Source organism: Hydrotalea lipotrueae (genome assembly GCF_019249625.1).
GTDB lineage: Bacteria > Bacteroidota > Bacteroidia > Chitinophagales > Chitinophagaceae > Hydrotalea > Hydrotalea flava.
This window is the reverse complement of sequence record NZ_JAESDL010000013.1, coordinates 79,779-104,622: the sequence shown is the minus strand read 5'-3', so window position 1 is coordinate 104,622 and position 24,844 is coordinate 79,779. Positions and strand designations below refer to the sequence as shown.

Sequence of the window (24,844 nt, the reverse complement as noted above, 5' to 3'; positions counted from 1 at the left end):
GATTCTTACTTAAAATATTACTATTCGTTTTAGCTTTTCAAGTAAAAGCAATCGTTTAAAATAGGAAACTTGAATTATCTTATTATAATAAGGAGATTCGGGCAGAAATAAACTGTTAAATACATTACATAGAAATGCCATTTTTATCACAAAGGGAGTTCCTGCAGCAGGATACAACACATTACTTTTCCATAACAAAAGGTGTAAAAAAATTATGTATTGTAAACACCAAAACCATAGAATTTAAATGCCGAAAAAAGGATTATTGTAACAGTCGTTCTGGTAATGATGCAATCGGTTCAATCCGAATATCTTTATAATATATTTCAGCGCCTTCAGATTGTATTTGAATTTTGCCTTTTGAAAGGGGTAGCATTTGTCCATTGTTGTCTTGTGCAGAATGGTATAATACCATCATTACCTTTCCGTTCACCACATGCACACTTGTATCGCCATGGCAATATAAATCGAGAGTATTCCATTCGCCTGTTTTATTTTCCGCATCACTTCGCTTTACACAATGCCGGCCATTTTTACTGTTGGCACTAAATGTCAGTATTTTCCCTTTCGGATTATACACATACACACTGTCATTCATTTTAGTAGCAGGAATACTTTCAGTAGCGCCGGCCACACCCCAGTAATCGCCACAATTACCCTGTTCTACCTGAAACTCCTGAGAGCGCATCCAGGCACCCGCATCCACACCATTTGCACCTACTGAAAAATACAAAATACCACTATCCATTTTCTTTCCACGTTTCTGGCCCCATAATAAATGCCCCCATTTAAATTTCAATTGCAAATGAAAATTGCTGTATTCTTTTTGGGTAATAACAGCACCCCATTGTTGACCTGATATACGAATTACCTTTTCGCCATCCATTGGCACTACTGAAAATACCTGTTGCGGGTCATGGTTCAGGCCAACGGGCACACTGCTTAAAGGTTTACCATCCCAATTAATCGGCGGGGCAATATAAGTATCCCATCCATCCAAATTTTTACCATTAAATAAAACATGCCATCCACTGTTATGTGGTATCCACGCAATAAAAACACTCGTTAATAACAAGGCAATTGCAACAAAAAAAAGTTGAACAAATTTCATACAATCGTTTTAAATAAGCGGGTAAGTTACTACAATTCTAAAAGGGTTTTATTTAAATTAAGCTGAAACGGTTATTTCTGTCATTGCTTCACATTATACAGGAATGGCCGCCACTACTTCAATTTCTATAAGCATCCGTTCATCTAATAATCCGGCTTGCAACATAGTAGCCGCCGGTTTTACCTTACCAAAATATTTTTGTAACACTGGTTGGCACAATGTAAACAATTGGGCATTGGGTAAAATATACCTTACCTGAACTACATTTTGTAATGTAGCGCCGGCCTGTTGCAGTGCCTGTTCAATATTCAAAAATGTTTGTTCAGTTTGTGCAACAATATCATCGGCAATGTCCATGGTACGATAATTAAAACCGGTAGTGCCTGATACAAATATAAACGGCGGCGCTACTACGGCTCTGGAATAGCTCATTTGTGCTTCATATCGCGAGCCGGAACTGATTAATTTTTTATGCATGATCACTAATTATTAAATATAAAAAATATGTATTTTAGTAGTATCGAATTTAACCTTTTCTACCAAATAAAACCGCCTGTTTATATTAAATACAGGCGGCTTAACATCATTCAGATATGCATACAAACCTTTAATCAACTTTAATAAATTTTCCTGCTTTATCAAAAATTAAATCCTTACCCTTTATCTCTGCTTCATAAGTTACCATACCCTTAGCATCGGTAACCAAACCTGCTTCTTTAATCTTTGCACCATGTTCATGTGCCTGTACATACTGAGCAACGCCAGCGGGCAACTGACTTACCGGTATGGCTTTTACAATTTCAATAAACATACCGGCCGGAGAAAACAGCGCCGAGTTGTCTTCGCCGGAGCGACCACCCCAATTAGCTTCATAATTGCCTTTTTCTTTTTCCCATGCAATTTTTGCATGACTTGATTCAGGAAACTTTTGGGCACAAGCATTTTGTACCTGCTGAGGCACTTCAGATTTTTTTAAATCCTGTGCCGAACAACTGATTACGGTTAACCCTAGTAGTGCTGTTGAGAATAAATACATTTTCATACTGTTTTATTTTGTTGAAGTGTAAAACTATTTTGACAATCTGATGAGAATTTGAAGAAAAGTACTTTACCCTGTTCATTCAATGTAAACTAGGAGTGCTTTAACAAAAAATTTGGTAAAATATCATTTAAAGCTACATCATGGGTTCACCGCAGGTTTATTCTGGTTCCTGAAAAACCGGCTGTACAATACCAAATAAATAGTTTGACAAAACCTGTACCGGCATAAGAGGGTAAACCAAGATTAACTGCACTGAATAACCAACCTGAAGCACTAGGCCCGGCCAATTGCAGCAATTGCATAGATACTGTATTTAAACTGGTAGCCAGTCAGTGAAGCTCGATACAAACCAATCCTATGGTATGGGCTTGGTGGTTCCTGCCTTCTTTATATCCCCAAATATAAACAATAAATATTTATGTAATATGTATAATAGCTAATACCTTTTTATAAAAATCAGTAACCGAAATACTCCTTTATTTGTTTAGCACAAAACGAACCATGATATTGGCCGAAACTTTTATTTTTTCAAAGCTTATTTCGGGCTGTGAATCGGTAGTTTTTTCCATTACATTGGCCAGCATCATGCGGGGAGCCCGATTGTCATAGGGTTGCACATAGCGTTCTTCATCACCAATATAAATGGCGGGGCCAGGGCTTTGGTGCAATGGTGCCGTTAATGCAATAGCCCTTTGGTGCGCATTTTGTACCGCTTTGGTGCGCATGCCATTGCGAATGGATTCCAATCCGGAATGATCCACATGGTCAATACCTGCATTGGCAATACCTAATTGTTCCAATGTTACAAATACATTACCTGCTTCCATGGCAGTGGTTACCTTCAACAAATAATTCCTTGATTTTACAACGTCTTTTCCGCGGAGAAAATAGTATTGAAAATTGCTGGCCATATCATTCACCGTTAAATTTTTGGCTGCGTCAATGCCCAACTGTTGTAAAGCCTGGAACAGGGCTTTTTCCTGATCTTCCAACGATACTTTGTTTTTGGTATCTTTTTCATTAATGGTAAACCGGATAAAAATTTCATTGGGTGTTACTAAGCTATCGGCCGTGCCGTTTACTTCCACATAAGGCTGGTCAATAAAATTTTTGGTTTGCGCCTTGGCATATATGCCCACCACCAATAATCCCAATACAATCCATATTCGCTTCATATCATATTATTTTTGTACAAGTTAATACATAAAACAAACATTGCTTACAACAAATGTTATCAGTGGAACGTATGAAGGGAAGAAAGGTTACAGGGAGGAGGTGTAAGTATTGGCCAATACCTCTGCCTGTTGTATTACCATATCAATGGCTTTTTGCTCTTTATCCGAAGGATAGCCGCATTTCTTTAAAGTTCTCCTCACCACTACTTTCAGCTTTGCCTTTACACTTTCCCTTGTTGTCCAATCAATAGTTACATTGGCTTTTACTTTCTCTGCAATCTCTCTGACAATTATTCTGAGTTGGTCATTACCTAAAACCTGAACGGCTGTATCATTTACTTCTAACGCATTGTAAAAAGCCATTTCGTCCTCACTCAAGCCCATTTCTTCTGCCCCCTTATCAGCAACTTTTATTAATCCTTTCTCCTTATTATCCCTGTATTTATAAAAAAGCGCCGTTTTCTTTTAAAAGTTAAACGGCGCTTTTTGTTTACGAAATGTTTGGTGTTGCAGAAATTTTATTGAATACCCGCCCGTTTTTTTAACTCTTTGATGGGCATGGTTATTATTCTTCCCATTACTTTATTACCACGGTAAGTAATTATTTTTAACATCACCGCATCTTCAGGTGGCGTTAATGGGGTGGAATAAACAGGATAAAACTGATCTGGGAATGAATTATCAAAACTATAATGTATTTGCAGGTTGGGCACTTCGGTTGCCAATTCAATTTGCAAACCACCTTCTGCATTTTTAGTGGCAGTGAAGATGGGATCATACATACTGGGTGCATATTTTACCTGTTCAATATCCAATCTTTTAAACTGGTGTTCTACCCTGTTTACAAAATCGAGCCAGTTTTTATTGGCTTTTGGCGACCATACTGTTTCAGATACTGCAAAAGCTCTGGGCCAGGTCATGTATTGCAAATGCCGGGTGTTGTACACCTGCTCTGTCCATAAATTGGCCTGACCACCTAAAATATATTTACTGTCTACACTATCGGGAACAGGCTCAAATGAATACGCTTTATTTAAACGCAAAGTAGCATACACTCTTGGCTCAATAATTGAATCGCCCTGCATATAATCCAAATAGGCAAAAGTGGTTGGGCTCATAACTACCTGATGTTTCATTTTAGCGGCTTCAATGCCACCCTTCATGCCACGCCAGCTCATTACTACAGCGTTGGGTGCCAATCCACCTTCCAAAATTTCATCCCAACCCATAAATTTCTTCCCTTTCGATTCAACAATTTTTTCAATTCTTTTTTCAAAATAGCTTTGCACTTCTTCCATGGTTTTTAACCCTTCTTTCTGCATCAGTTGATGAATGGCAGGGCTTATTTCCCAAAAGTTTTTAGGGCACTCATCGCCCCCAACATGTATATAAGGAAAAGGGAAAAGTTTGGCCACTTGTGTAAAAACCGTATCTAAAAAAGTATATACTTTAGGATTGGCAGGGCAAAGTGTATTATCAATCAGTGCAATAGGAGGGGCTCCATGCGACCAATCCATAATTTCCTCGCCTGAGCGAACATGGTACGTATCGGCACCTGGCGTGCAAGATAAATCGGGATAAGAAACAATGGCCGACAAGCTATGCCCGGGTACATCTATTTCAGGCAAAATATTTACAAATTTTTTCTGCGCATAAGCTACCATCTCTTTAATATCATCCTGGGTATAAAAACCGCCGTAATTTCTGGGATCATCAGGTTTGGGAGGAGTAAATGTGCCAAAATAACCTACCTTTTTTACATTCCATGCGCCTACTTCGGTTAAACGAGGCAATCCTTTTATTTCTATGCGCCAGCCCTCATCATCAGTTAGGTGTAAGTGCAAAATATTAAATTTGTATTTTGCCATTTCATCAATATAATTTTCTACCTGTTGTTTGGTAAAAAAATGCCGGGCTACATCAAACATTAAACCACGCCATACAAAACGCGGATAATCAAGAATTGCTACCTCCGGAATTTTCCAGTTCATTTTGTTCACAACTGTTTTACTTTCAATAGCAGCAGGCAACAACTGCCATAAAGATTGTACCCCATAAAATAAACCGGCGGGTTCGTTTGCTTTGATGATTACTGCGGTAGGGGTAACCTGTAAACGATACCCTTCATTACCCAAAACAGTATCGCGTTTAGTCAATATTTGTAATTGAATGGTTGCATTTGAAAGGCCTTTGCTTTTTGCCAAAGAAAATCCGGTAGCACGGGCAATTTTTTGTTGCATTTGTTGGGCAATTTCTTTAACGGCAGCAGTGGGGGTGTAACCAATGGTAGCAGTGGGCAATAAAGTAAAGCTGCCCATACCTTCCTGCACTGAAACAGGAATGGGAATAATATTGATTCCTTTTGTACTTTCATGATGTTGGGCAATGGCAATTGATGCAAAACACCATAATGTAATGGAAACAAGCATTTTTTTCATGAAGGCAAGTTTTGATGGGAATAATTAAAATGAATATTGTTTTATAATGCGTACCTGCAAAGTATTGCACAATTTATCAAAATAAAAAGATGTCTGCAATTTCATGCATGAAAATGACTGGTAGAAAGGAGATTATTTGATAAAAATCAATGTTGAATTTTTATGCTTTCAGAGCATCCAGCCCAATAACAAACAAATCACCACAATAACAGGCGGCGGAATTTTGGTGTAATATAAAATAAAAAATGTTGCAATAACTACACCAATATCTAAAAATCCATTCATTTGCAGGTTCCATAATTCCACAAACAAAATATCTTTAATTAAGTAAAAAGTAGCACCTGCTATAATACCTACTACCGAGGCGTTAATACCCTCTAACGAACGATAAATAACCGCATATTTTTTCAGGTTATGCCATACCGGAAAGAAAAAAAGTACCAGCAATGCACTGGGCACAAAAAGGCCAATTGCACCCAAAGCACAACCTACCACCTGAAGAGCAGGATCGTGTTCACTTTTTAAAACCATACCTCCCACAAATGCACCAATAGAAAATACCGGGCCGGGAATGGCACGTACAATACCAGAACCGGTTAAAAATTCATCCCGGTTCATTTTTAAAACATCTCTTCTTTTTTCCAATACTTGTTTCGATTCGGGGCGGGTAACATATTGCTCATACATCATGGGTATCAACACATCGCCTCCGCCAAAAACCAGACTGCCATTTCTGTAAGTATTTTCAAACAGGTTAAAGGCTTTTCTGTATTGCCAGTTTTGCCGTGTAGCCGTTTCTGACAAATAACCGGCAATTGCAAAAATTAATAAAAATATCAACAAATTACCCCATTTGGTTTGTTTGGGAGGCTCACCTTTCTGTGGAATTCTTCTATCACTGAAATTGGTTACAATGCCACCCAATACAATTAACGAAGGAAAAATCCAGGGTGTTTTAAATGCTACAAATGTTGCAATGGCAGCAACTACCATAATTACCCGGGTAATGGTATTGTGAATGGCAACATGGTACATTCTAACCGCAGAAAAAGCCACAAAACCAATTGCCATTGGGCGTATAAATTTAAACAAGGCAATATTAATACCCATCCCATCCAGATAATTGAGCAGAAATGATAAGGCGCCCATTAAAAAACTGGCGGGCGCAATCCAAACCAGCAAAGTAATTATAGCCAATGGAATACCACCGCGTTTGTACCCAATTAAAGTAATGGTTTGTGTAGAAGAAGCACCCGGCAACATGTTACAGAAACTCAATAAATCTAATAATTCATGTTCGGTAACATCTTTCCTTTTTTGAACAAAGGTTTTCAGCATCATGGCATAATGCCCCTGCGGACCACCAAATGCAGTAATACTATAAAAAAATACTGTTCTTAAAAAAGACAGGTGTCGTAATAAAAACATGTGTTGTATTAGGGGTGTTAATTGAGGGCTTAAATTAAGCAAATTTATGCACTCTTTATCAGATTATCAGAACAGGTAATATACCTCCCTTTCCTATACAAAATTGGATAGATATATGCAAGGCATGATATCCCACCAATTACAAAAATTTCAAAAGCATGTTTAACAAATGAATTGCTTAATTTTATTTCAAAAATAAAACATGCGTTATCTGATAATCGGTTTCCTTACATTGTTGTTTGCATGTAACCGGCCTTATTACAAAATGGCAAAAAATTACCCGCATGTACCACCATACAGTACAAATGCTATTCCTGATTATGCCAATTTAAACGATTGGGCTGCCCATCCTTACAAAAAAGATCCGGCCGATAGTGTACCACGGCCGCTAAGTAATGGTTTTCAGCCCGACTCAACCGCTGATGTGTTTTTTATTCATCCTACCACTTATACAGAAAAAGAGAGAAGCTTTGGATGGAATGCCCCCATTAACCATACCAAACTGAATGCCAAAACAGATTACAGCACCATACTTTACCAGGCCAGCATTTTTAACGCTGCGGGTAGAATTTTTGCACCCCGTTACAGGCAGGCTCATTTAAGTGCATACTTTCCCAAAAACAGCGCAGACAGCTTGCACGCCATGGCAGCTTTTCAGGAAGCATATAGCGATGTAAAAGCTGCTTTTGAATATTATTTACAACACTGGAACCATGGAAGGCCTATTATTATTGCATCGCATAGTCAGGGTTCTACTCATGCCATTCGGTTATTAAAAGAATTTTTTGATGGTAAATTCCTGCAACAACAATTGGTAGTAGCTTATGTGGTGGGAATGCCGGTTGGTTGCCCAACATCAATTTAAAGCACTGAATGCCTGTGCAACTCCGCAACAAACAGGTTGTATTTGCAGTTGGCGTAGCTTTAAAGAAGGCTATACACCTGTTTATGTAACCAGAGAACCGTTTAAAGCCATTGTTACCAATCCGCTTACCTGGAAGGCTGACGAACCTGATACCAATCGTTTTGTCAATGAAGGGGCTGTTCTAAAAAACTTCAATAAGGTAATACCACATGTGGTAAATGCCATTGTAGAAAAAAATATTTTATGGATGCAGCAACCCCGTTTTTTTGGCAGCTTTTTGTTACACACTAAAAACTACCATATTGCCGATTTTAATTTCTTTTATGTAAATGTTCGGGAAAATGTTGCGTTGCGAAAAGCTGCATTTCTATCAGAACAAAAATAAGGCCCTGTTAAAAAACAAGGCCATCTTATTGATACATACCCCCAATTGAAAAAAAGTATAAATAATTTTTGTTGATGCAGTGCTTGCAAACTATTAGACAACCCTTTTAAAAAATTTGTTGCCTGATAGATGGAAAAAAGAATGTTAAGTTTAATGGAATACAAAAAAATTAGGCCTTCAATAAGATTACACGTAGGCTTTCACCCAAAAGAATGATTTTTTATACCACACTAAAATTGATGATGCCTATAAAGTTATGAGGCGTAACAATACTCAAAACAAAGCCGAAAACAAGCAGCAGATCAGAAGCTCTGTTATCTGTGTTATTTGAATGGAAGAATGTAAAGTGAAAAAAAAGCAGCTACATTAACCATATTTGTATGTTTTTAAAATTACATGCCGTAAACATTCAAAAATTTAATGCGCATAATTTTGAGTTGCTCCCAGCTAAAACCATTTTCACTCAACTCCTGCTGTGCTACTTGCAATGAAGCTGTTTCACAGCCCTTAAAATAATCCAAAATTTCTTCCTGCTCATATTCATCTAACCATTCATCAATAGCATAGTCTAAATTTAATTTGGTGCCACTGGCTGCAATGGTTTCCATTTCTTCTAACAACTCATGCAATTGCAGATTTTTATTTTTTGCAATGGTTTCTAATGAAATTTTTTTATCAACATTTTGTATAATGTAAATTTTATTATTGTTTTTATTGGCCACACTCTTCATCACAAAATCATCGGGCTTAACAATATCGTTTTCTTCTACATATTTTGCAATCAGCTCAACAAAGGGTTTGCCGTATTTCAACGCTTTTCCTTTGCTAACACCCTGGCATTTCTCCAATTCCTCCAGTGTAGTAGGATACAATGTGGCCATATCCTGCAAAGAGTTTTCGAGGAATATAACAAAGGGAGGCAATCCTTTCTTTTTGGCCTCTTTCTGACGCAGGTCTTTCAATATTTCAAACAACACATCATCGGCAGCAGCACCTGTTTGTGAAGCATTTTCATTGTCATCATCATCATCTGTACCTTCTTCAAATAAATGATTCAGCACAATTTTGAAGGATACCGGTTTTTTTAAGAATTGCAAACCCTTTTCGGTCAGTTTCAACAAACCATATTCTTCAATATCTTTTCTAATTAAATTTTCTAACAAGGCTTGCCGAATAAGGCTATTCCAGTAATGACTATCCTGCTCTTTACCAATACCAAATTCTGTTAGGTTTTCGTGGCGGAACATGGCAATTTGCGGCGTTAATTTACCCATTACCACATTCACAACATAGTCGGTAACAAAACGCTCATCTAAAGCCTTCACGACTTTTAATAACTTTACAACATTTTCTTTGGCTTCTATTTTTTCTTTTGGATGTTTGCAGTTATCGCAATTCTGGCAATTTTCATCGGGCCAGTCTTCACCAAAATAATGCAATAAAATTTTTCTTCTACACACACTGCTTTCTACATAAGCAACGGTTTCATTAATAAGCTGTGCGCCCACTTCTCTTTCGCTCAGGGGTTTATCGCGCATTAAATGTTCTAATTTAGACACATCTTTATGCGAATAATAAAGCAGGCATAACCCTTCCATCCCATCGCGTCCTGCACGTCCGGTTTCCTGATAATAATTTTCAATTGATTTGGGAATATTATAATGTATTACAAACCGGATATCGGGTTTATCAATACCCATTCCAAATGCAATGGTAGCAACAATTACCTGCACATCTTCATTTAAAAATTTATCCTGCCGCTCGGCCCTTAATTTTTGGTCTAACCCGGCATGATACGCCACTGCTTTTATATTATTGGCCACCAGCAGATCGGCCAGTTCTTCTGTTGTTTTGCGGTTAAGGGTGTAAATAATGCCGCTTTTACCCTTGTGGCCGCTAATAAATTTTACAATGCTTTTAATGGTTTGTTCTTTGCTGAGTTTGGGCACTACTTCATAATACAAATTGGCCCTATTAAAAGAAGATATGAATATGTTGGGTTCATGTAATGATAAATTTTTTACAATATCACTTTGTACTTTAGGCGTTGCAGTTGCAGTGAGTGCAATAACAGGAATATCAGGATTAATTATATCCATCATTTCTCTTAACCGCCTGTATTCCGGCCTGAAATCGTGCCCCCATTCTGAAATACAGTGAGCTTCATCTACTGCAAAAAATGAGATTTTTAAATCGGAAAAAAAATCGAGATTTTCCTGTTTGGTTAATGTTTCAGGCGCTACATACAATAATTTGGTTTTGCCGGCCAGCAAATCTTCTTTTACTGCTTTTATTTGTCCTTTATTGAGCGATGAATTTAAGAAATGCGCCACATCATCTTTTTCGCTGTAACCGCGCACCAGATCTACCTGATTTTTCATCAAAGCAATTAAAGGCGATACCACAATGGCACATCCTTCCTGCATTAGTGCGGGTAATTGGTAACATAAACTTTTTCCGCCACCGGTAGGCATAATTACAAATGTATCCTGCCCACTTAAAATACTTTGTATGGCATCTAATTGCTTCCCTTTAAATTCCGAAAATCCAAAATGATTTTGAAGCGCCGCTTGCAAATCGGTAAGAAGCACAGATTTTTTATCCGTTTTACTTTTAACAGATGATGAAGATTTGGATTTTGCTGGTTTTTTGGCAGTAGCAGTAGCCTCATTTTTTTTCTTTGTCGTTGCCATGTATGGAAAAGATTTATCCTTTTAATTTTTTGTGCAAAGTGCATTCTTAAAGTACAACTTTTTTCTGTATCAAGCAGATTTTATTTTTTTGCAGTGAGAAAAAAGCGCCTGTTTTTAAAAAGGTGGGCGAAGTTAACAAAGCAACACTGTAAACGCAAGAGTTTGTTGTTAAAGTTTACCTTTGCGGGGCATGAACCAGCATATTATTCAAAAAGCCAAAGAAACCATTGCAATTGAAGCCGCTGCTATTCAGCGGCTGTCAGGTTTTGTAGATGAACAGTTTGAAGCCACAGTGCAGGCCATTTACCAATCAAAAGGCCGGATTGTGGTTACTGGCATTGGCAAAAGCGCAATTGTAGCCCAAAAAATTGTGGCCACTTTAAACTCAACCGGCACACCCGCTCTTTTTATGCATGCCGCCGATGCCATACATGGCGATTTGGGCATGGTACAGCGAGATGATATGGTAATGATTGTAAGCAAGAGTGGTGAAAGCCCTGAAATTAAAGTACTGGTACCTTTCATAAAAAATTTCGGCAACCCGGTTATTGCATTAGTAGGTGCAACAGATAGTTTTTTGGCAAAAGAGGCGCAATTCATTGTTCCATGCAGTGTTGAAAAAGAAGCTTGTCCCAATAATCTGGCACCCACCAGCAGTACCACTGCTCAAATGGTAATGGGCGATGCTTTGGCCGTTGCACTAATGACTTTAAATGGTTTTGACGGGAAAGATTTTGCCAAATACCATCCCGGCGGCAATTTGGGTAAACGATTGTACCTGAAAGTGGCAGATGTGTATGTACATAACCCGCAGCCCAAAGTACTGCCCAACGCAAGCTTAAAAGAAGTAATTGTAGAAATTACACAAAAAAGGCTGGGTGCTACTGCCGTAGTACAAAAAAACAATACCATTATTGGAATTATAACGGATGGCGATTTACGCAGAATGTTGAATAAAAGCAGTACGCTCGAAAACATTAATGCTGCAGATATTTTAACCCCACAACCCAAAACCATTGCTGCAGATACGCTGGCAGTAGAAGCATTGGAAGTATTAAAAAAATACGATATTAGCCAACTCATTGTTGCAGAAAACAATACCTATTTAGGCATTATTCATCTGCACGATTTAGTGAGAGAAGGCATTATTTAAAAAAGCAAATGATTTAACGTGAATAAAAATTATTATGTAGCCATTATGGCCGGCGGAATTGGCAGCCGTTTCTGGCCCAAAAGCAGAACTGCTTATCCTAAACAGTTTTTAGATATTTTAAATACAGGTAAAACACTCATTCAATGGACGTATGAACGCTTTGCTTCATTTATTCCTGCTGAAAATATTTTTATTGTTACCTCGCAAGAGTACACCCACATTGTAAGTACGCAACTGCCACAAATTAATGTTGACAATATTATTGCCGAGCCCAGCAGAAAAAATACCGCACCCTGTATTGCCTACATAGCTTTTAAACTGCAGCAAGAAAATCCTGATGCAGCCTTAATTGTAGCACCCAGCGACCATATGATTTTAGATAGCGATACATTTCAGAAAATTGCCTTGAAAGCCCTAAAATTTGTTTCTGAACAACCCGCATTACTCACACTGGGCATTAAGCCAACATACCCTAATACCGGTTATGGCTACATTCAACACGATGCACACGAAATAAAATCGGGCATTTTTAAAGTAAAAACATTTACCGAAAAACCCAATTTAGAATTGGCGAAAACATTTTTAAGTAGTGGCGATTTTTTATGGAATGCAGGCATTTTTGTTTGGAAGGTATCTACCGTTTTACAAACATTTGAAAAATACCAGCCGGAAATGTTTGAATTATTTGATAGTGAAAAAAACCATTTAAACACACCGGAAGAAAGAAATGCCATTCATCGCATTTATCCGCTTTGCACCAATATATCTATCGATTTTGCCATTATGGAAAAGGCCGATAATGTTTATGTATTACCCGCAGCATTTGGCTGGAGCGATTTAGGCACCTGGAACAGTGCCTACGAAAATTTAGATAAAGATTATTTGGGCAATGCCGTGGTAAGCGAAAACGTAATTGTGATTGATGCAACCAAATGTATGATTAGTGCCGAACAGGATAAATTAGTAGTGGTGCAGGGCATTGATGATTGTATAATTGTAGATACACCCGATGTGTTACTCATTTGCAAAAAAGACAAAGAACAAGCCATTAAAGAATATGTTGCCGAAATAAAACGCAACAAAGGCGATAAATATTTATAACAACCTTACTATCTTTAAAAAAACCTTCGGTAGCAACTCCGAAGGTTTTTTATGTCTATTTGCTATATTTAATATCTATTTAACACGATTAATTAATTTTTAATAATTAACTTTCCAAACTTCTACACCCTAAATCCAACATCCGGCACGCCTATACCACCCTTAAAATTAACTTATGGTTACTGTAATTATACCCACTTTAAATGAAGCAGAAAACATTGTTTCTGTTATACGTTTTGCCCAAGCTGATACCCTGGTTAGTGAAGTAATTGTTGTAGATGATAAATCAACAGACAATACCGTTTCTTTAGCCAAAAACGCCGGTGCAAAAGTGATTACCAGCACAAAATTGGGTAAAGGTGCCTCAATGAAAGATGGCGTTTTATGTGCACAAAATAACATTGTGCTGTTTTTAGACGGCGATATTGATCCTTATCCACATTTTACCATACCACTGCTGGTACAACCCATTGTTGATTATGAGGTTGATTTTGTGAAATCATCTTTTAATAGAAATGCAGGAAGAGTAACAGAACTGGTAGCCAAACCATTATTGAGTATATTTTTTCCTGAACTGATGCGCTTCAGTCAGCCTCTAAGCGGTATGATTGCAGGCAAAAAAGCATTATTTGAACAAATTGATTTTAGAGATGATTATGGCGTAGATATTGGCATTTTGATAGATATGCACCTTATGCATGTACGCATGAAAGAAGTTGAAATTGGTTATATAGAAAATAAAATTAAACCATGGCATGCATTGGGCAAAATGAGTAAAGAAGTAGCACAAACCATTATTTTAAAAGCTGCCCGTTCAAAAAATGCTCATTATAATTTAGAAGAGCTGTCTGTAATGAATGAAATTCGCTCTCAGATGGAATTTGCATTAACAGAATGCTTGCCCGAAACAAAAAAACTGATTCTGTTCGACATGGATAATATTCTGTTAAAAGGCAGATTTATTGATGCTTTTTCGGAAAAATATGCTTTAAAAAAAGAAATAATGGATATTCGGTCAACCGAAACAGATCCTGTTGCAATTACAAAAAGAATAACTACTTTATTGAAGGGAAAATCATTCGGAGAACTTATTCAAATAGCTGATGATATTCCGATTGTAGAAGATGCAGCAGCAGTTATCGACGAACTTAAACGCAGAGGCTATTTGATTGGGTTTGTTTCATACAGCTATGATTGCATTACCAATCATTTTAAAAATAAATTAGGCATGCATTTTTCATTAGGTAATGAATTAGAATTTTCGAAAAGCCTTTGCACCGGCGAAGTAAAAATACCTTCTTTCTGGTATAGCAGAAAAAACAGCCTTTGCAGGCATGCGGTTTGTAAAACAAACGCAATGTTGGCCATATTAGACAAGCATAAAATTAAAAGAGAAAACACCATTGCTGTTGGCAATAGCTTAAATGATATGTGTATGATTAAAGAGGCGGGAATGGGTATTGCCTTTTGCTCAAAAGATGAATTGGTAAACCACCATGCCGACATTATGATTAGTGAACCCGGATTTGCAGAAATTTTAAAAGTAGCAAAATAATGCGGTTGAATATTCAGTTAATGTATCAGCTTTACAGTAAACTATACAAAATAGCAGTCATCAATAACATTCGCTTTGGAGCATTTATATCTATTTATTTTTTTAGCATTCCTGGCTGAAATAGCCGGTACAGTGGGTGGTTTTGGCTCTTCTTTATTTTTTGTTCCAATTGCTGCTTATTTTTTAGATTTTCAATCCGTATTAGGCATTACAGCTTTGTTTCATGTATCCAGTAATATTTCTAAAATTGCTTTTTTCAGAAAAGGAATTGATACAATGCTAATAATTTATTTGGGCATACCGGCTGTACTCTTTGTTATTGTAGGTGCCTGGCTCACACAATTTATTGCCACTCAATTTTTAGAAATTGCATTATCCGTTTTTTTAATTGTAATTAGTTTGTTGTTTCTGTTTTTTAAAAACATACAAACATATCCCTCGCTGCTCAATGTTATTGCAGGCGGTACTGTTTCAGGATTTGTTGCCGGATTGGTAGGTACCGGCGGAGCCATCAGGGCATTGGTACTTAGTGCTTTTAATTTACAAACAGATGTGTTTATTGCTACTTCTGCCATTATTGATTTGGGCATTGATGTTTCCAGAAGTTTGGTATACTGGCACAATGGTTTTGTTCATAATCATGATTTGTATTTAATTCCAATTCTGTTAGTAGTTAGCATTATTGGCACGTATATTGGCAAGAAAATTTTAAACCATGTTTCAGAAAAACAATTTAAAAAAATTGTGCTTATTTTAATTTTATTAACCGGCATCTTTACATTATATAAGCTGATTCAATAAATTTTTGTTTCAATTTTCTCCAACAACCGGCATATAGTATTTATGCATTTAAACAATGAACTTTTTGTTTGATGCCAAAATCTATTTTATTTTCTGAGCACCTTTTTTACCTGGCAATATTTTTATCATTACTTTTAAATCTTTCAACTTTCTCAATATGCATATTGTAATTGTACACAACACTAAAATTCCTGTTCTAAAATATGGCGGAACAGAAAGAGCAATTTGGTATCTCGGCAAAACTTTAGCGGCCAAGGGTAACAAAGTAACCTTTCTGGTGCCGGCCGGTTCTACCTCATCTTTTGCAGATATTATTGTTTTAAATCCTGAAAAGCCCATTAATAAACAAATTCCTGAGAGTGCTGATGTTGTACACTTTAATCTAATGCCAAGAGAAGAAATAACAAAACCATACATATTTAATATGCAAGGCAATGTAAATGATGCAACATTGCTGGATATCAATACCGTATTTGTTTCAAAAAATCATGCGGCACGTTTTGGTTCCAAGTCTTTTGTTTACAATGGTATGGATTGGGATGATTATGGAAAGCCTGATTTAAATAATCAAAGAAAACAGTTTCATTTTTTAGGCGATGCTGCATGGCGGGTAAAGAATGTAAAAGGGGCCATTCATTCCATTTTGTTAACCAAAAAAGAAGAATTAATGGTTTTGGGTGGCAACCGATTAAATTTTAGAATGGGTTTTCGTTTCACCACCAGTCCGCGTATTCATTTTTACGGAATGGTAGGTGGCGAGGAAAAAAATCGTTTATTAAACCAATCCAAAGGTTTGGTATTTCCCGTTCGCTGGCACGAGCCGTTTGGCATTGCATTAACAGAAAGCTTGTACTTTGGCTGCCCTGTATTTGGTACACCGTATGGTTCTTTACCGGAAATTATCCAACCGGATGTAGGTTTTTTAAGTAGTAGTGCAGTGGAATTATCCAAAGCTATTGAAACCAGTGAAAGTTATAGCCGTATCCGTTGTCATGAATATGCCAAAGATATGTTTAATGCAGAAAAAATGACGGAAGCCTACTTAGAAAAATATGCAAGAGTAATGAATGGTGAAAAATTAAACAGCCAACCTCCACAGTTATTAACCATTCAAAAAGAAAAATTTTTACCATGGAATTAATTATTCATTGCTAATTCATCAATATGTTGCTTGTCATTGTATTCATTGCCATTGTATTGCTCATATTACTGATTACATGGGCTAAAGTAAATGCCTTTTTGGCTTTTATTGTGGTTTGCATATTTGCAGGGCTGGCTTTACACCTGCCACCCGCTTCAATTATGACATCGATAGAAAAGGGCATGGGCGATATGCTGGGTTCACTCGTTATTATCATTGCATTAGGTGCCATGTTGGGTAAACAGGTAGCAGCCAGTGGTGCTGCACAGCAAATAGCACAATCATTGGTGCATGCTTTTGGTAAAAAATATATTGCATGGGCTTTAACCCTTACGGGTTTTGTAGTGGGCATTCCACTGTTTTACGGTGTAGGCTTTGTGTTGATGGTACCCTTAATTTTTTCAGTAACCTATCGTTATCAATTGCCGGCAGTGGCAACCGGCTTGCCTTTATTGGCAGCACTATCGGTAACACACGGCTTTTTACCACCACATCCATCCCCTTCTGCGTTGGTTGCATTATTTCATGCCAACATGGGTATTACATTGTTGTATGGCCTCATCATTGCTATTCCTACTGTTATTATTGCAGGACCTGTGTTTTCATCCTCGTTAAAAAATATTGCCTCGACACCCTTATCGGCTTTTCAAATTCAATTAATTGAAACGGGAAAACTGCCGGGTGTATTCATTAGTTTTTTTGTGCCATTAATTCCTGTGCTATTCATTGGTTTGGCTACCGGCATTCAATCATTGGGTAATACCGAAAGTTTTCTATATCAAGTATCAGGCTTTATGGGCAATCCATCCATAGCATTGCTCATTGCATTAGCAGCAGCCACTTTTTTTTTAAAAGGGCCTGAACAGGAAACTATTTCAGTTACCATGAACCGTTATGGCGAAGCTGTGAAAGATGTGGTGATGATTTTGTTAATTATTGGCGGGGCCGGTTCATTGAAAGAAATATTAACACAAAGTGGTGTCAGTAACCAAATTGCTCATATTTTAGAAGGTACTGCCATTCCTCCATTGGTATTGGGATGGTTGATTGCTGCGCTAATTCGGGTATGCGTAGGCTCTTCTACAGTAGCGGGTTTAACAACTGCCGGAATACTTTTACCCTATCTTACTGCGCAGGGTGTAAATACCAATTTAATGGTTTTATCAATTGGTTCAGGCAGCCTCTTCTTTTCGCATGTAAATGATCCCGGTTTCTGGATGTTTAAAGAATACTTTAACGTTAGCATGAAAGATACTTTTAGATCATGGTCTTTAATGGAAAGTATTGTATCTGTTTTGGGATTAGCGGGTGTATTATTATTGAATGTATTTGTTTAAGTTATTACATCTGCTCCTTCTGCACAACCAGCTAATATAGGTTTGCAGTCTGTCAGTATTACGGTTCTCTAATGTAATTCTAATATACATTTTAACTCAAAAAAGCTAACTTTACAAATATCTTATACATTATTTTATTAATTTATTGAGTGATGCCGGAAAAAATTGCCGTTATTGGAAGCGGCAGTTGGGCAACAGCACTGGTAAAAATTTTTGCTGAGAGTGGCAATTCTGTTTCATGGCTTGTTCGTACAAAAAAACAGGCAGATTATATTCTTGCAAATGGAAGAAACCCGCGTTACCTCAGTCAGGCTGATTTAGACCTTCATTTTATTCATCCTACTACTCAGGCTAAAGATGCCATGAGTGGTGCTGACTGGGTAATTTTTGCTGTTCCCGCTGCTTATGTTCAAACTACAGTTCAATCATTAAAGCCCGAATGGTTACAAACCGCTCAGGTGGTTGTTTCTATTAAGGGATTTGTACCCGGCTCGGGGCAAATACCGAGCATGTATATTCATGAAAACCTGCAATTAAAAAATAATTGCATGGTATTAAGTGGCCCCTGCCATGCAGAAGAAATTGCATTACACAAATACACCTACATTACTATTGCAGGTGATGACGAAATAAAAGTTAGCAAACTACGAAACTGTTTACAGTTACCTTATATTAAAACTATTGCAAACACTGATCCAAAAGGAGTAGAATATGTAGCCATCTTAAAAAACATTATTGCAATTGCCAATGGCATAGCAGACAGCCTGCAATATGGCGATAACTTCAGAGCAGTATTAACCAGTAATGCCATGCGTGAAGTACAACACATTGTTAATACCATCGCTCCTAAAGAAAGAGGCTATTTTGATTCTGTTTATTTTGGGGATTTATTAACGACAGCCTATTCTGATTTTAGCAGAAACAGAACACTCGGCAAATTGGTAGGTCGGGGCATTCAGGTTAGAAAAGCCTTGCAGATTATGGAAATGGTAGCAGAAGGTTATTATGCTTCAAAAGAATTGCATCCATTCATTCAGCCCTTGGGCTTGCATGTACCGGTTATTAACAGTGTTTATCGCATTTTGCATTTACACGCCAATCCCTACCACGAAATAAAATTATTAGCACAGCAACTTCAATAAAGTTAAAACGAATTAATTATGTTATTAGCAACTGATCTTGATGGAACTTTTTTAGGGGGTAAAAGTATTGACAAACAAAAGTTATACCGGCTTATCAGAAAAAACGCAAACTTCAAACTCGTTTTTGTTACAGGCCGTGGCTTAGAAACAGTAATACCTTTATTAAATGACCCTATTATTCCAAACCCCGATTTTATTATTTGCGACGTAGGTGCCACCATCGTAAATGGCTATACGTTAGAATCTGTTGAATCTATTCAAAACGAAATTGAACAAAACTGGCCAGGCGAATTAAAAATTTTAGAACAGCTGAAAGATATTGCTACACTACAATACCAGGAAGTGCCACAGCAAAGGCGTTGCTCGTTCTTCCTCAATAACGAATCGGAAATAGCTGTGTTTGCGGATAAAGCAAGTGGATTGGGCTGTGACGTTATTCACTCTGCAGGAAAATACTTAGATATTTTACCAAAAGGAGTGAATAAAGGCTCTACACTTACCAAATTAATTCAATACTTAAATGAAAATACAGATAAGGTTTTAGTGGCTGGCGACACGTTAAACGATTTGGCTATGTACCAATGCGGATTTAAAGGCGTAGTAGTAGGAAATGCTGAAGAAGCTCTGATAAAAGCAACACAACCATTGCAAAAAGTATATCAGGCAAAGGCTGCAGGCGCCGGTGGCATTTTAGAAGCCATTGAACAATTTGAAAACTTGTCTGAACACATTACCGAATTAGATGAAATCATCATTCATAAAGAAAGCAGCGATATTCCGCAAATATTGATGTTGTATCACCGTTTCCCCTACGAAACTATTGAAGTAAACGGTCAAAAGCAACAGGTTGCACCCAAAAGCCCCAATGGCATTCTACCAACACTTCAGGGATTTTTTGCCAACGGTCGCTCCGGAGTTTGGATAGCATGGGAAGAAGTATCAAAAAAAAGTGAACCACTCCGCAATTTGTATATTGACAAAGAGAAGTACCCCAACTTAATGGCGTCTAGAATTGGCATCACCAAAAAAGAAATAGAAATATTTTATAAATCGTTTTCGAAAGAGGCATTTTGGCCTACTATATTTTCATTTATTGATAAAGCAAAATTTAATCACCACCATTGGGATCATTACGTAAACATCAATAAACTATTTGCCGAAAAAGCCGCAGAACAAGCCGACCATAATGCCATTGTTTGGATTCATGATTATAATTTGTGGTTGGTGCCGGGCTTCTTACGCGAACTAAGGCCCGATGTTACCATCGCATTCTTTCATCACACTGCATTTCCCTCAGCCGATACTTTTAATATTCTTCCCTGGCGCGGCGAAATAATTGGCAGTTTATTGCAATGCGATTACATTGGCTTTCATATTCCACGTTATGTTGAAAATTTTGTTGACGTTGCCAAAAGCCTTTTTCCGGTAACTGAGGTTGAAAAAACGAATTGTGCACCACGCTATTTAACTTATAGCACTGCGCTGGGTGTACAACAAATGACTACAATGATTGATACTGCACAGCGCAAAGTAAAATTAGGTGCTAATCCGGTAGGTATAAATGTGCAATACATTCAATCATTAATGCAACAGGCATCAACCCTTAAAAAAATTAAAGAAATTAAAAACCTATTTACCAATAAAAAAATGATTATTAGTGTAGAGAGGCTCGATTATGTAAAAGGCCCGCTTGAAAAAGTAATGGCTTTTGAACAGTTTTTACATGATTATCCTGAATTTCATGGCAAAGTTGAATTGGTAAATATTTGTACACCACCGGCACAGGGCATGAAAATTTATGAAAAAACACAACATGATCTGGAGCATGCTGTTGGCAGAATTAATGGTAAGTATGCCAACATGCAATGGGTACCCATTCGCTTGTTCTTTCGTTCTTTTCCTTTCGAAGAAATCATATCTTATTATGCAGCTGCCGATATTGCTTGGATTACCCCTTTACGCGATGGTTTGAATTTGGTTGCCAAAGAATATGTGGCTGTGCAAGGACAATTACCCAATGCTAAAGGGGTGCTTATATTATCTGAATTTGCAGGCGCCGCAGTTGAGTTGCCTTATGCCGTATTAACCAACCCATATGATGCCCGCTCATTAAAAGAAGGGTTAGTGCAGGCATTGTTGATGAGCGAGGGTGATGCACAAATGCGCTTACAACGTTTATATGAACAGGTTGCCTATTATGATATTGATTTTTGGGCTAAAGATTTTTTAGATAACTTGTTGAATTAAAAAACAGTACTGTTCTAAAAATTAAAAAATTGAATAATATTACTATGTTGAAAGCCGGCTTCATCATTCATGAAACCGGCTTTTAGTATTGATCCATTCCGCATAGGAATCGGCCGTTTCAAATAATTGCAGCTTTTGAAGTTGAATGGCATCGGGCAATAATAATTGTAATTGTTTCTGAATATACGATATTATATTTTCAGCCGAGGGTTCCATTTCCCAAATACGAACATTACTTAAATCTGCTAACTGTGGATGCGCCTGTATAAATGCCTTAGACACTACCACGCTATGATCTAATTGCTGAACAATGGCTTCATTTACAATTTTTTTTAACATTTTAAAATCAATCACAAATCCTGGAGCAAGTAAATATTCATCTGTAGCATTTTTAAGCGTAACAGAAACATGAAGTACATAAGAATGTCCATGTATATTTTTACAAGGGCCATCATATCCATAAATGGCATGTGCCATTTCAAATTTAAAAATCTTGGTTACCTGTATCATTACTTCCGTTTTGTTAATTGATGCTTTCAATATTGCTTATTAAAGCAGGGCAACAAAACTATTTTGATGCTTTTGTTTAAAACATGACAGTAATCATTTTATTTCAAAAAGAAATACTTTCTTTTTGAGCCGTGAAAGCAAAAAGTCCTAAAATATCTGCAACAACAAAAACTGAAATTGTTTGTCCCAATGATACCAATCCGATGGGAATATTGCAAGGCAGCCGCTTATTAAAATGGATGGATATTGTGGGTGCAATTTGTGCGCAAACACATACTGGTACCATTTGTGTTACTGCTGCTGTTTATAAAGCCGATTTTAAAAACACTGTGCAAGTTGGTAATATCATTAGCATTCATGCAACCATTACACGAACATTCAACACATCAATGGAAGTATTTGTAAAAGCCTATGCCTGTTCAGTTTTAGAAGGCCAGCCCTATTTAATTAGCGAAGCATATTTTTGTTTTGTAGCATTAGATCATATTGCAAAAAAACGTCGGTAAACAAATTGTTGATTCAAACAAAAAAAGAAAAAGAAGCTTATCATGCAGCAGAAAAGAGAAAGCATTATATGGCCAACTCCCCCACACAATAAAATAAACCGCTATACTTAAACTCTTTTAACTCATTAATCATGATGCAACATACTGCTCCCCACTCCTTTCATATTCCGGTAATGGGCCTGGCTTATACAATTGATTCGCCCATTAAAGTAGCCAGATTTGGTATTGCTTCTGCTATTTCTATTGTAGAAGATAATTTAATTGAAATGATGCGGCGGTATTATTATCATTCCGTTCAGGAAAAATTTTTCCCAATACCTGCAACAGAACAAGATTATCGGGCCAAAAGAATTACAGATTATTTAAATCTGGTCAATAAAATTGTACAACAGCAAATTGAAAAAGTAAAAGAGGCAGCATTTGAAACCGGATCAGATATTGTAAAATACTTTGAATTGTTGCCCGATAACAATAAATGGAAACAAGTGTACAAATTATTGATGCAGACGGATGATACGGATGAAAAAATAAACTCAGCACTACTACTGCGTCAACAAATTACAGCCGGCAGTATTGATGTAAACATAATGACCAAGGCCGATAAAAACAATTATGATAAAAATGGTACATTATTAGAAGATGGCTCAGATGCGGTAGCCGCATTGAGGGGTTATGCCAATAGCGACCTGAGCAATTCAACCATTATTTTTTCTGCAGGAATGAATCCACGAGTGTATAACTATTTAGAAAAATGCCCACAATTTGCAGCAGATGAGGAAGGAAATTTCAAAAAGAAAATAGCGATTAAAGTAAGCGATTATCGTTCTGCATTGATTCAGGGAAAATATTTAGCCAAAAAAGGAATTTGGGTGAGCGAGTTTAGAATAGAATCCGGCCTAAACTGCGGCGGCCATGCTTTTGCCACAGATGGATATTTAATGGGCCCCATTTTAGAAACCTTCAAAACAAAAAAAGAGGAATTAACCCATACGCTTTTTGAATTATATTATCAAAGCAATCTTGCAAAAAAAAGGCATATTGCCAACCATCCTCCACCTATTAAAATTACTATTCAGGGTGGCATTGGCACTGCTGAAGAAGCAAATTTTTTACAACAGTTCTTTCAGGTAGACAGTATTGGATGGGGAACACCATTTTTATTGGTTCCCGAAGCTACAACGGTTGATGAAGACACTCTGCATTTATTGTGTGCTGCAGGAAAAGAGGATGTGGTATTAAGCAAAAATTCTCCCTTAGGTGTTCGGTTTCACTATTTACGGGGTACCACTGCCGATAAAGAAAAAAATGACAGAATCAGCCGTGGAAAACCCGGCAGCCCTTGTACTGAAAAACATTTGGCATTTAATACAGAGTTTACGGAAGAACCTGTTTGTACTGCTTCTATTAAATATCAGCAATTAAAAATTGCACAATTACAATCGCTGAAATTACCTTATCATGAATATGAGCATCGGTTAAAAGAGGTGTTAGACAAAGAATGTTTATGTGTGGGATTAAGTAATGCAGCAGCCGCTGTGTACAATATTAGTTTTGTTAAAAATTATGAAGCAATTAATATTTGCCCGGGACCAAATATTGCTCATTTTTCAAAAATAGTATCACTGCAAAATATGGTAGACCACATTTATGGCAGAACCAATATATTAGCCAATAACAACAGGCCGCATGTTTTTATTGCAGAATTACATTTATACATTGCTTATTTAAAGGAACAATTGGAAGAAGATGGGCAGTTAAACAGTACAAACAGAACCAAATATTTTACAAGCTATATCAACAATTTGCATGAAGGTATTGATTATTATTTTAATTTGACAAATACCGGCCTTATCACGGATACAAATTTTAAAACCGCATTGCTTACAGCGCAAAAAGAGATACAGGCTATTGCTACGATGAAAATACTTTGTATGTAAAAATCCCTCTTGCATTTTCATTATGAAAATTTGCACGATGAAGATATCTGAATACACATAAAAAAAGCTTCGAAGTATTCGTTCGAAGCTTTTTTGGTGGTGTGGGGCGGGATCGAACCGCCGACACAAGGATTTTCAGTCCTTTGCTCTACCGACTGAGCTACCGCACCATCCTTGCCCTTACGGGGCAGCAAATATAGGGAAGTACAATTATTTTATTACAAGATTCCCTAAAAATTATTCTAAATTTTATTTTTGCAGCAAAACATTCTACCTG

Annotated in this window: 21 protein-coding genes and 1 tRNA gene; 12 read left to right on the top strand and 10 right to left on the bottom strand. The window is 37.1% G+C overall.

What is annotated here, in order from left to right; genetic code table 11:
• Positions 1–262 precede the first annotated feature (262 nt).
• The 7 genes from JK139_RS09320 to JK139_RS09290 form a co-directional block, all read right to left on the bottom strand.
• Complete coding sequence (locus JK139_RS09320) at positions 263–1,111, bottom strand: 3-keto-disaccharide hydrolase (protein WP_218331144.1); 849 nt, start codon at positions 1,109–1,111, stop codon at positions 263–265.
• Positions 1,112–1,204: 93 nt separating this feature from the next.
• Positions 1,205–1,588, bottom strand: coding sequence for a RidA family protein (locus JK139_RS09315; protein WP_074420533.1), 384 nt, complete (start codon positions 1,586–1,588; stop codon positions 1,205–1,207).
• Between the two features lie 130 nt (positions 1,589–1,718).
• Positions 1,719–2,153, bottom strand: coding sequence for a PepSY-like domain-containing protein (locus JK139_RS09310; protein WP_081301338.1), 435 nt, complete (start codon positions 2,151–2,153; stop codon positions 1,719–1,721).
• A gap of 476 nt (positions 2,154–2,629) precedes the next feature.
• Complete coding sequence (locus tag JK139_RS09305; RefSeq protein WP_218331143.1) at positions 2,630–3,328, bottom strand: SIMPL domain-containing protein; 699 nt, start codon at positions 3,326–3,328, stop codon at positions 2,630–2,632.
• An 87-nt stretch (positions 3,329–3,415) separates the two neighbouring features.
• Positions 3,416–3,742 (bottom strand): type I restriction enzyme endonuclease domain-containing protein, encoded by a 327-nt coding sequence (locus JK139_RS09300; protein ID WP_287101022.1) that lies wholly within the window; start codon positions 3,740–3,742, stop codon positions 3,416–3,418.
• 104 nt (positions 3,743–3,846) lie between these two features.
• Entirely contained in the window at positions 3,847–5,766 is a 1,920-nt protein-coding gene (locus JK139_RS09295; RefSeq protein WP_218331141.1) for a beta-N-acetylhexosaminidase, read from the bottom strand.
• Positions 5,767–5,934: 168 nt separating this feature from the next.
• Positions 5,935–7,194: a chromate transporter gene (locus JK139_RS09290; RefSeq protein WP_074419899.1), complete on the bottom strand. Its 1,260-nt coding sequence runs from the start codon at positions 7,192–7,194 to the stop codon at positions 5,935–5,937.
• A gap of 265 nt (positions 7,195–7,459) precedes the next feature.
• Between JK139_RS09290 and JK139_RS15645 the strand changes: the two genes are divergently transcribed.
• Together JK139_RS15645 and JK139_RS15640 are read left to right on the top strand one after the other, a co-directional pair.
• On the top strand, positions 7,460–8,059 hold the full coding sequence (locus tag JK139_RS15645) for a DUF3089 domain-containing protein (RefSeq protein WP_074419898.1): 600 nt from the start codon (positions 7,460–7,462) through the stop codon (positions 8,057–8,059).
• Positions 8,019–8,444, top strand: coding sequence for a DUF3089 domain-containing protein (locus JK139_RS15640; RefSeq protein ID WP_074421211.1), 426 nt, complete (start codon positions 8,019–8,021; stop codon positions 8,442–8,444). The genes JK139_RS15645 and JK139_RS15640 overlap by 41 nt, the downstream gene beginning before the upstream one ends.
• Before the next feature lie 392 nt (positions 8,445–8,836).
• Here the strand turns inward: JK139_RS15640 and recQ are convergent, their stop codons facing one another.
• Positions 8,837–11,137 carry a DNA helicase RecQ gene (gene recQ, locus JK139_RS09275; protein ID WP_081301270.1) on the bottom strand — a complete coding sequence of 767 codons (2,301 nt, stop codon included), beginning with the start codon at positions 11,135–11,137 and terminating at the stop codon, positions 8,837–8,839.
• A 190-nt stretch (positions 11,138–11,327) separates the two neighbouring features.
• On the opposite strand from recQ, the gene JK139_RS09270 reads away from it, so the two are divergent.
• From JK139_RS09270 to ggpS, 8 genes are all read left to right on the top strand, one after another.
• A complete protein-coding gene (locus JK139_RS09270) occupies positions 11,328–12,290 on the top strand; it encodes a KpsF/GutQ family sugar-phosphate isomerase (protein ID WP_074419896.1) in 963 nt (320 codons plus the stop codon).
• An 18-nt stretch (positions 12,291–12,308) separates the two neighbouring features.
• Entirely contained in the window at positions 12,309–13,391 is a 1,083-nt protein-coding gene (locus JK139_RS09265) for a mannose-1-phosphate guanylyltransferase (protein WP_074419895.1), read from the top strand.
• Positions 13,392–13,566: 175 nt separating this feature from the next.
• Positions 13,567–14,946, top strand: coding sequence for an HAD-IB family phosphatase (locus JK139_RS09260; protein WP_074419894.1), 1,380 nt, complete (start codon positions 13,567–13,569; stop codon positions 14,944–14,946).
• A 75-nt stretch (positions 14,947–15,021) separates the two neighbouring features.
• Positions 15,022–15,747 (top strand): sulfite exporter TauE/SafE family protein, encoded by a 726-nt coding sequence (locus JK139_RS09255; protein WP_074419893.1) that lies wholly within the window; start codon positions 15,022–15,024, stop codon positions 15,745–15,747.
• Positions 15,748–15,904: 157 nt separating this feature from the next.
• Entirely contained in the window at positions 15,905–16,888 is a 984-nt protein-coding gene (locus tag JK139_RS09250; RefSeq protein ID WP_075051657.1) for a glycosyltransferase, read from the top strand.
• A gap of 23 nt (positions 16,889–16,911) precedes the next feature.
• The gene (locus JK139_RS09245; protein ID WP_074419891.1) at positions 16,912–18,225 is read left to right on the top strand and encodes a gluconate:H+ symporter; all 1,314 of its coding nucleotides are present in this window, start codon (positions 16,912–16,914) and stop codon (positions 18,223–18,225) included.
• A 152-nt stretch (positions 18,226–18,377) separates the two neighbouring features.
• Positions 18,378–19,367 (top strand): NAD(P)H-dependent glycerol-3-phosphate dehydrogenase, encoded by a 990-nt coding sequence (locus JK139_RS09240; protein ID WP_075051658.1) that lies wholly within the window; start codon positions 18,378–18,380, stop codon positions 19,365–19,367.
• 18 nt (positions 19,368–19,385) lie between these two features.
• Positions 19,386–21,614, top strand: coding sequence for a glucosylglycerol-phosphate synthase (gene ggpS / locus JK139_RS09235; RefSeq protein ID WP_074419889.1), 2,229 nt, complete (start codon positions 19,386–19,388; stop codon positions 21,612–21,614).
• A 63-nt stretch (positions 21,615–21,677) separates the two neighbouring features.
• Here ggpS and JK139_RS09230 read toward each other — a convergent pair whose 3' ends face one another.
• Positions 21,678–22,154 carry a 6-pyruvoyl trahydropterin synthase family protein gene (locus tag JK139_RS09230; protein WP_081301269.1) on the bottom strand — a complete coding sequence of 159 codons (477 nt, stop codon included), beginning with the start codon at positions 22,152–22,154 and terminating at the stop codon, positions 21,678–21,680.
• A gap of 101 nt (positions 22,155–22,255) precedes the next feature.
• On the opposite strand from JK139_RS09230, the gene JK139_RS09225 reads away from it, so the two are divergent.
• Together JK139_RS09225 and JK139_RS09220 are read left to right on the top strand one after the other, a co-directional pair.
• Positions 22,256–22,630: an acyl-CoA thioesterase gene (locus JK139_RS09225; RefSeq protein WP_218331140.1), complete on the top strand. Its 375-nt coding sequence runs from the start codon at positions 22,256–22,258 to the stop codon at positions 22,628–22,630.
• Positions 22,631–22,761: 131 nt separating this feature from the next.
• Positions 22,762–24,567 carry a hypothetical protein gene (locus tag JK139_RS09220; RefSeq protein WP_218331139.1) on the top strand — a complete coding sequence of 602 codons (1,806 nt, stop codon included), beginning with the start codon at positions 22,762–22,764 and terminating at the stop codon, positions 24,565–24,567.
• Between the two features lie 94 nt (positions 24,568–24,661).
• Here the strand turns inward: JK139_RS09220 and JK139_RS09215 are convergent.
• Positions 24,662–24,737, bottom strand: a tRNA-Phe gene (locus JK139_RS09215).
• Between the last annotated feature and the right edge of the window lie 107 nt (positions 24,738–24,844).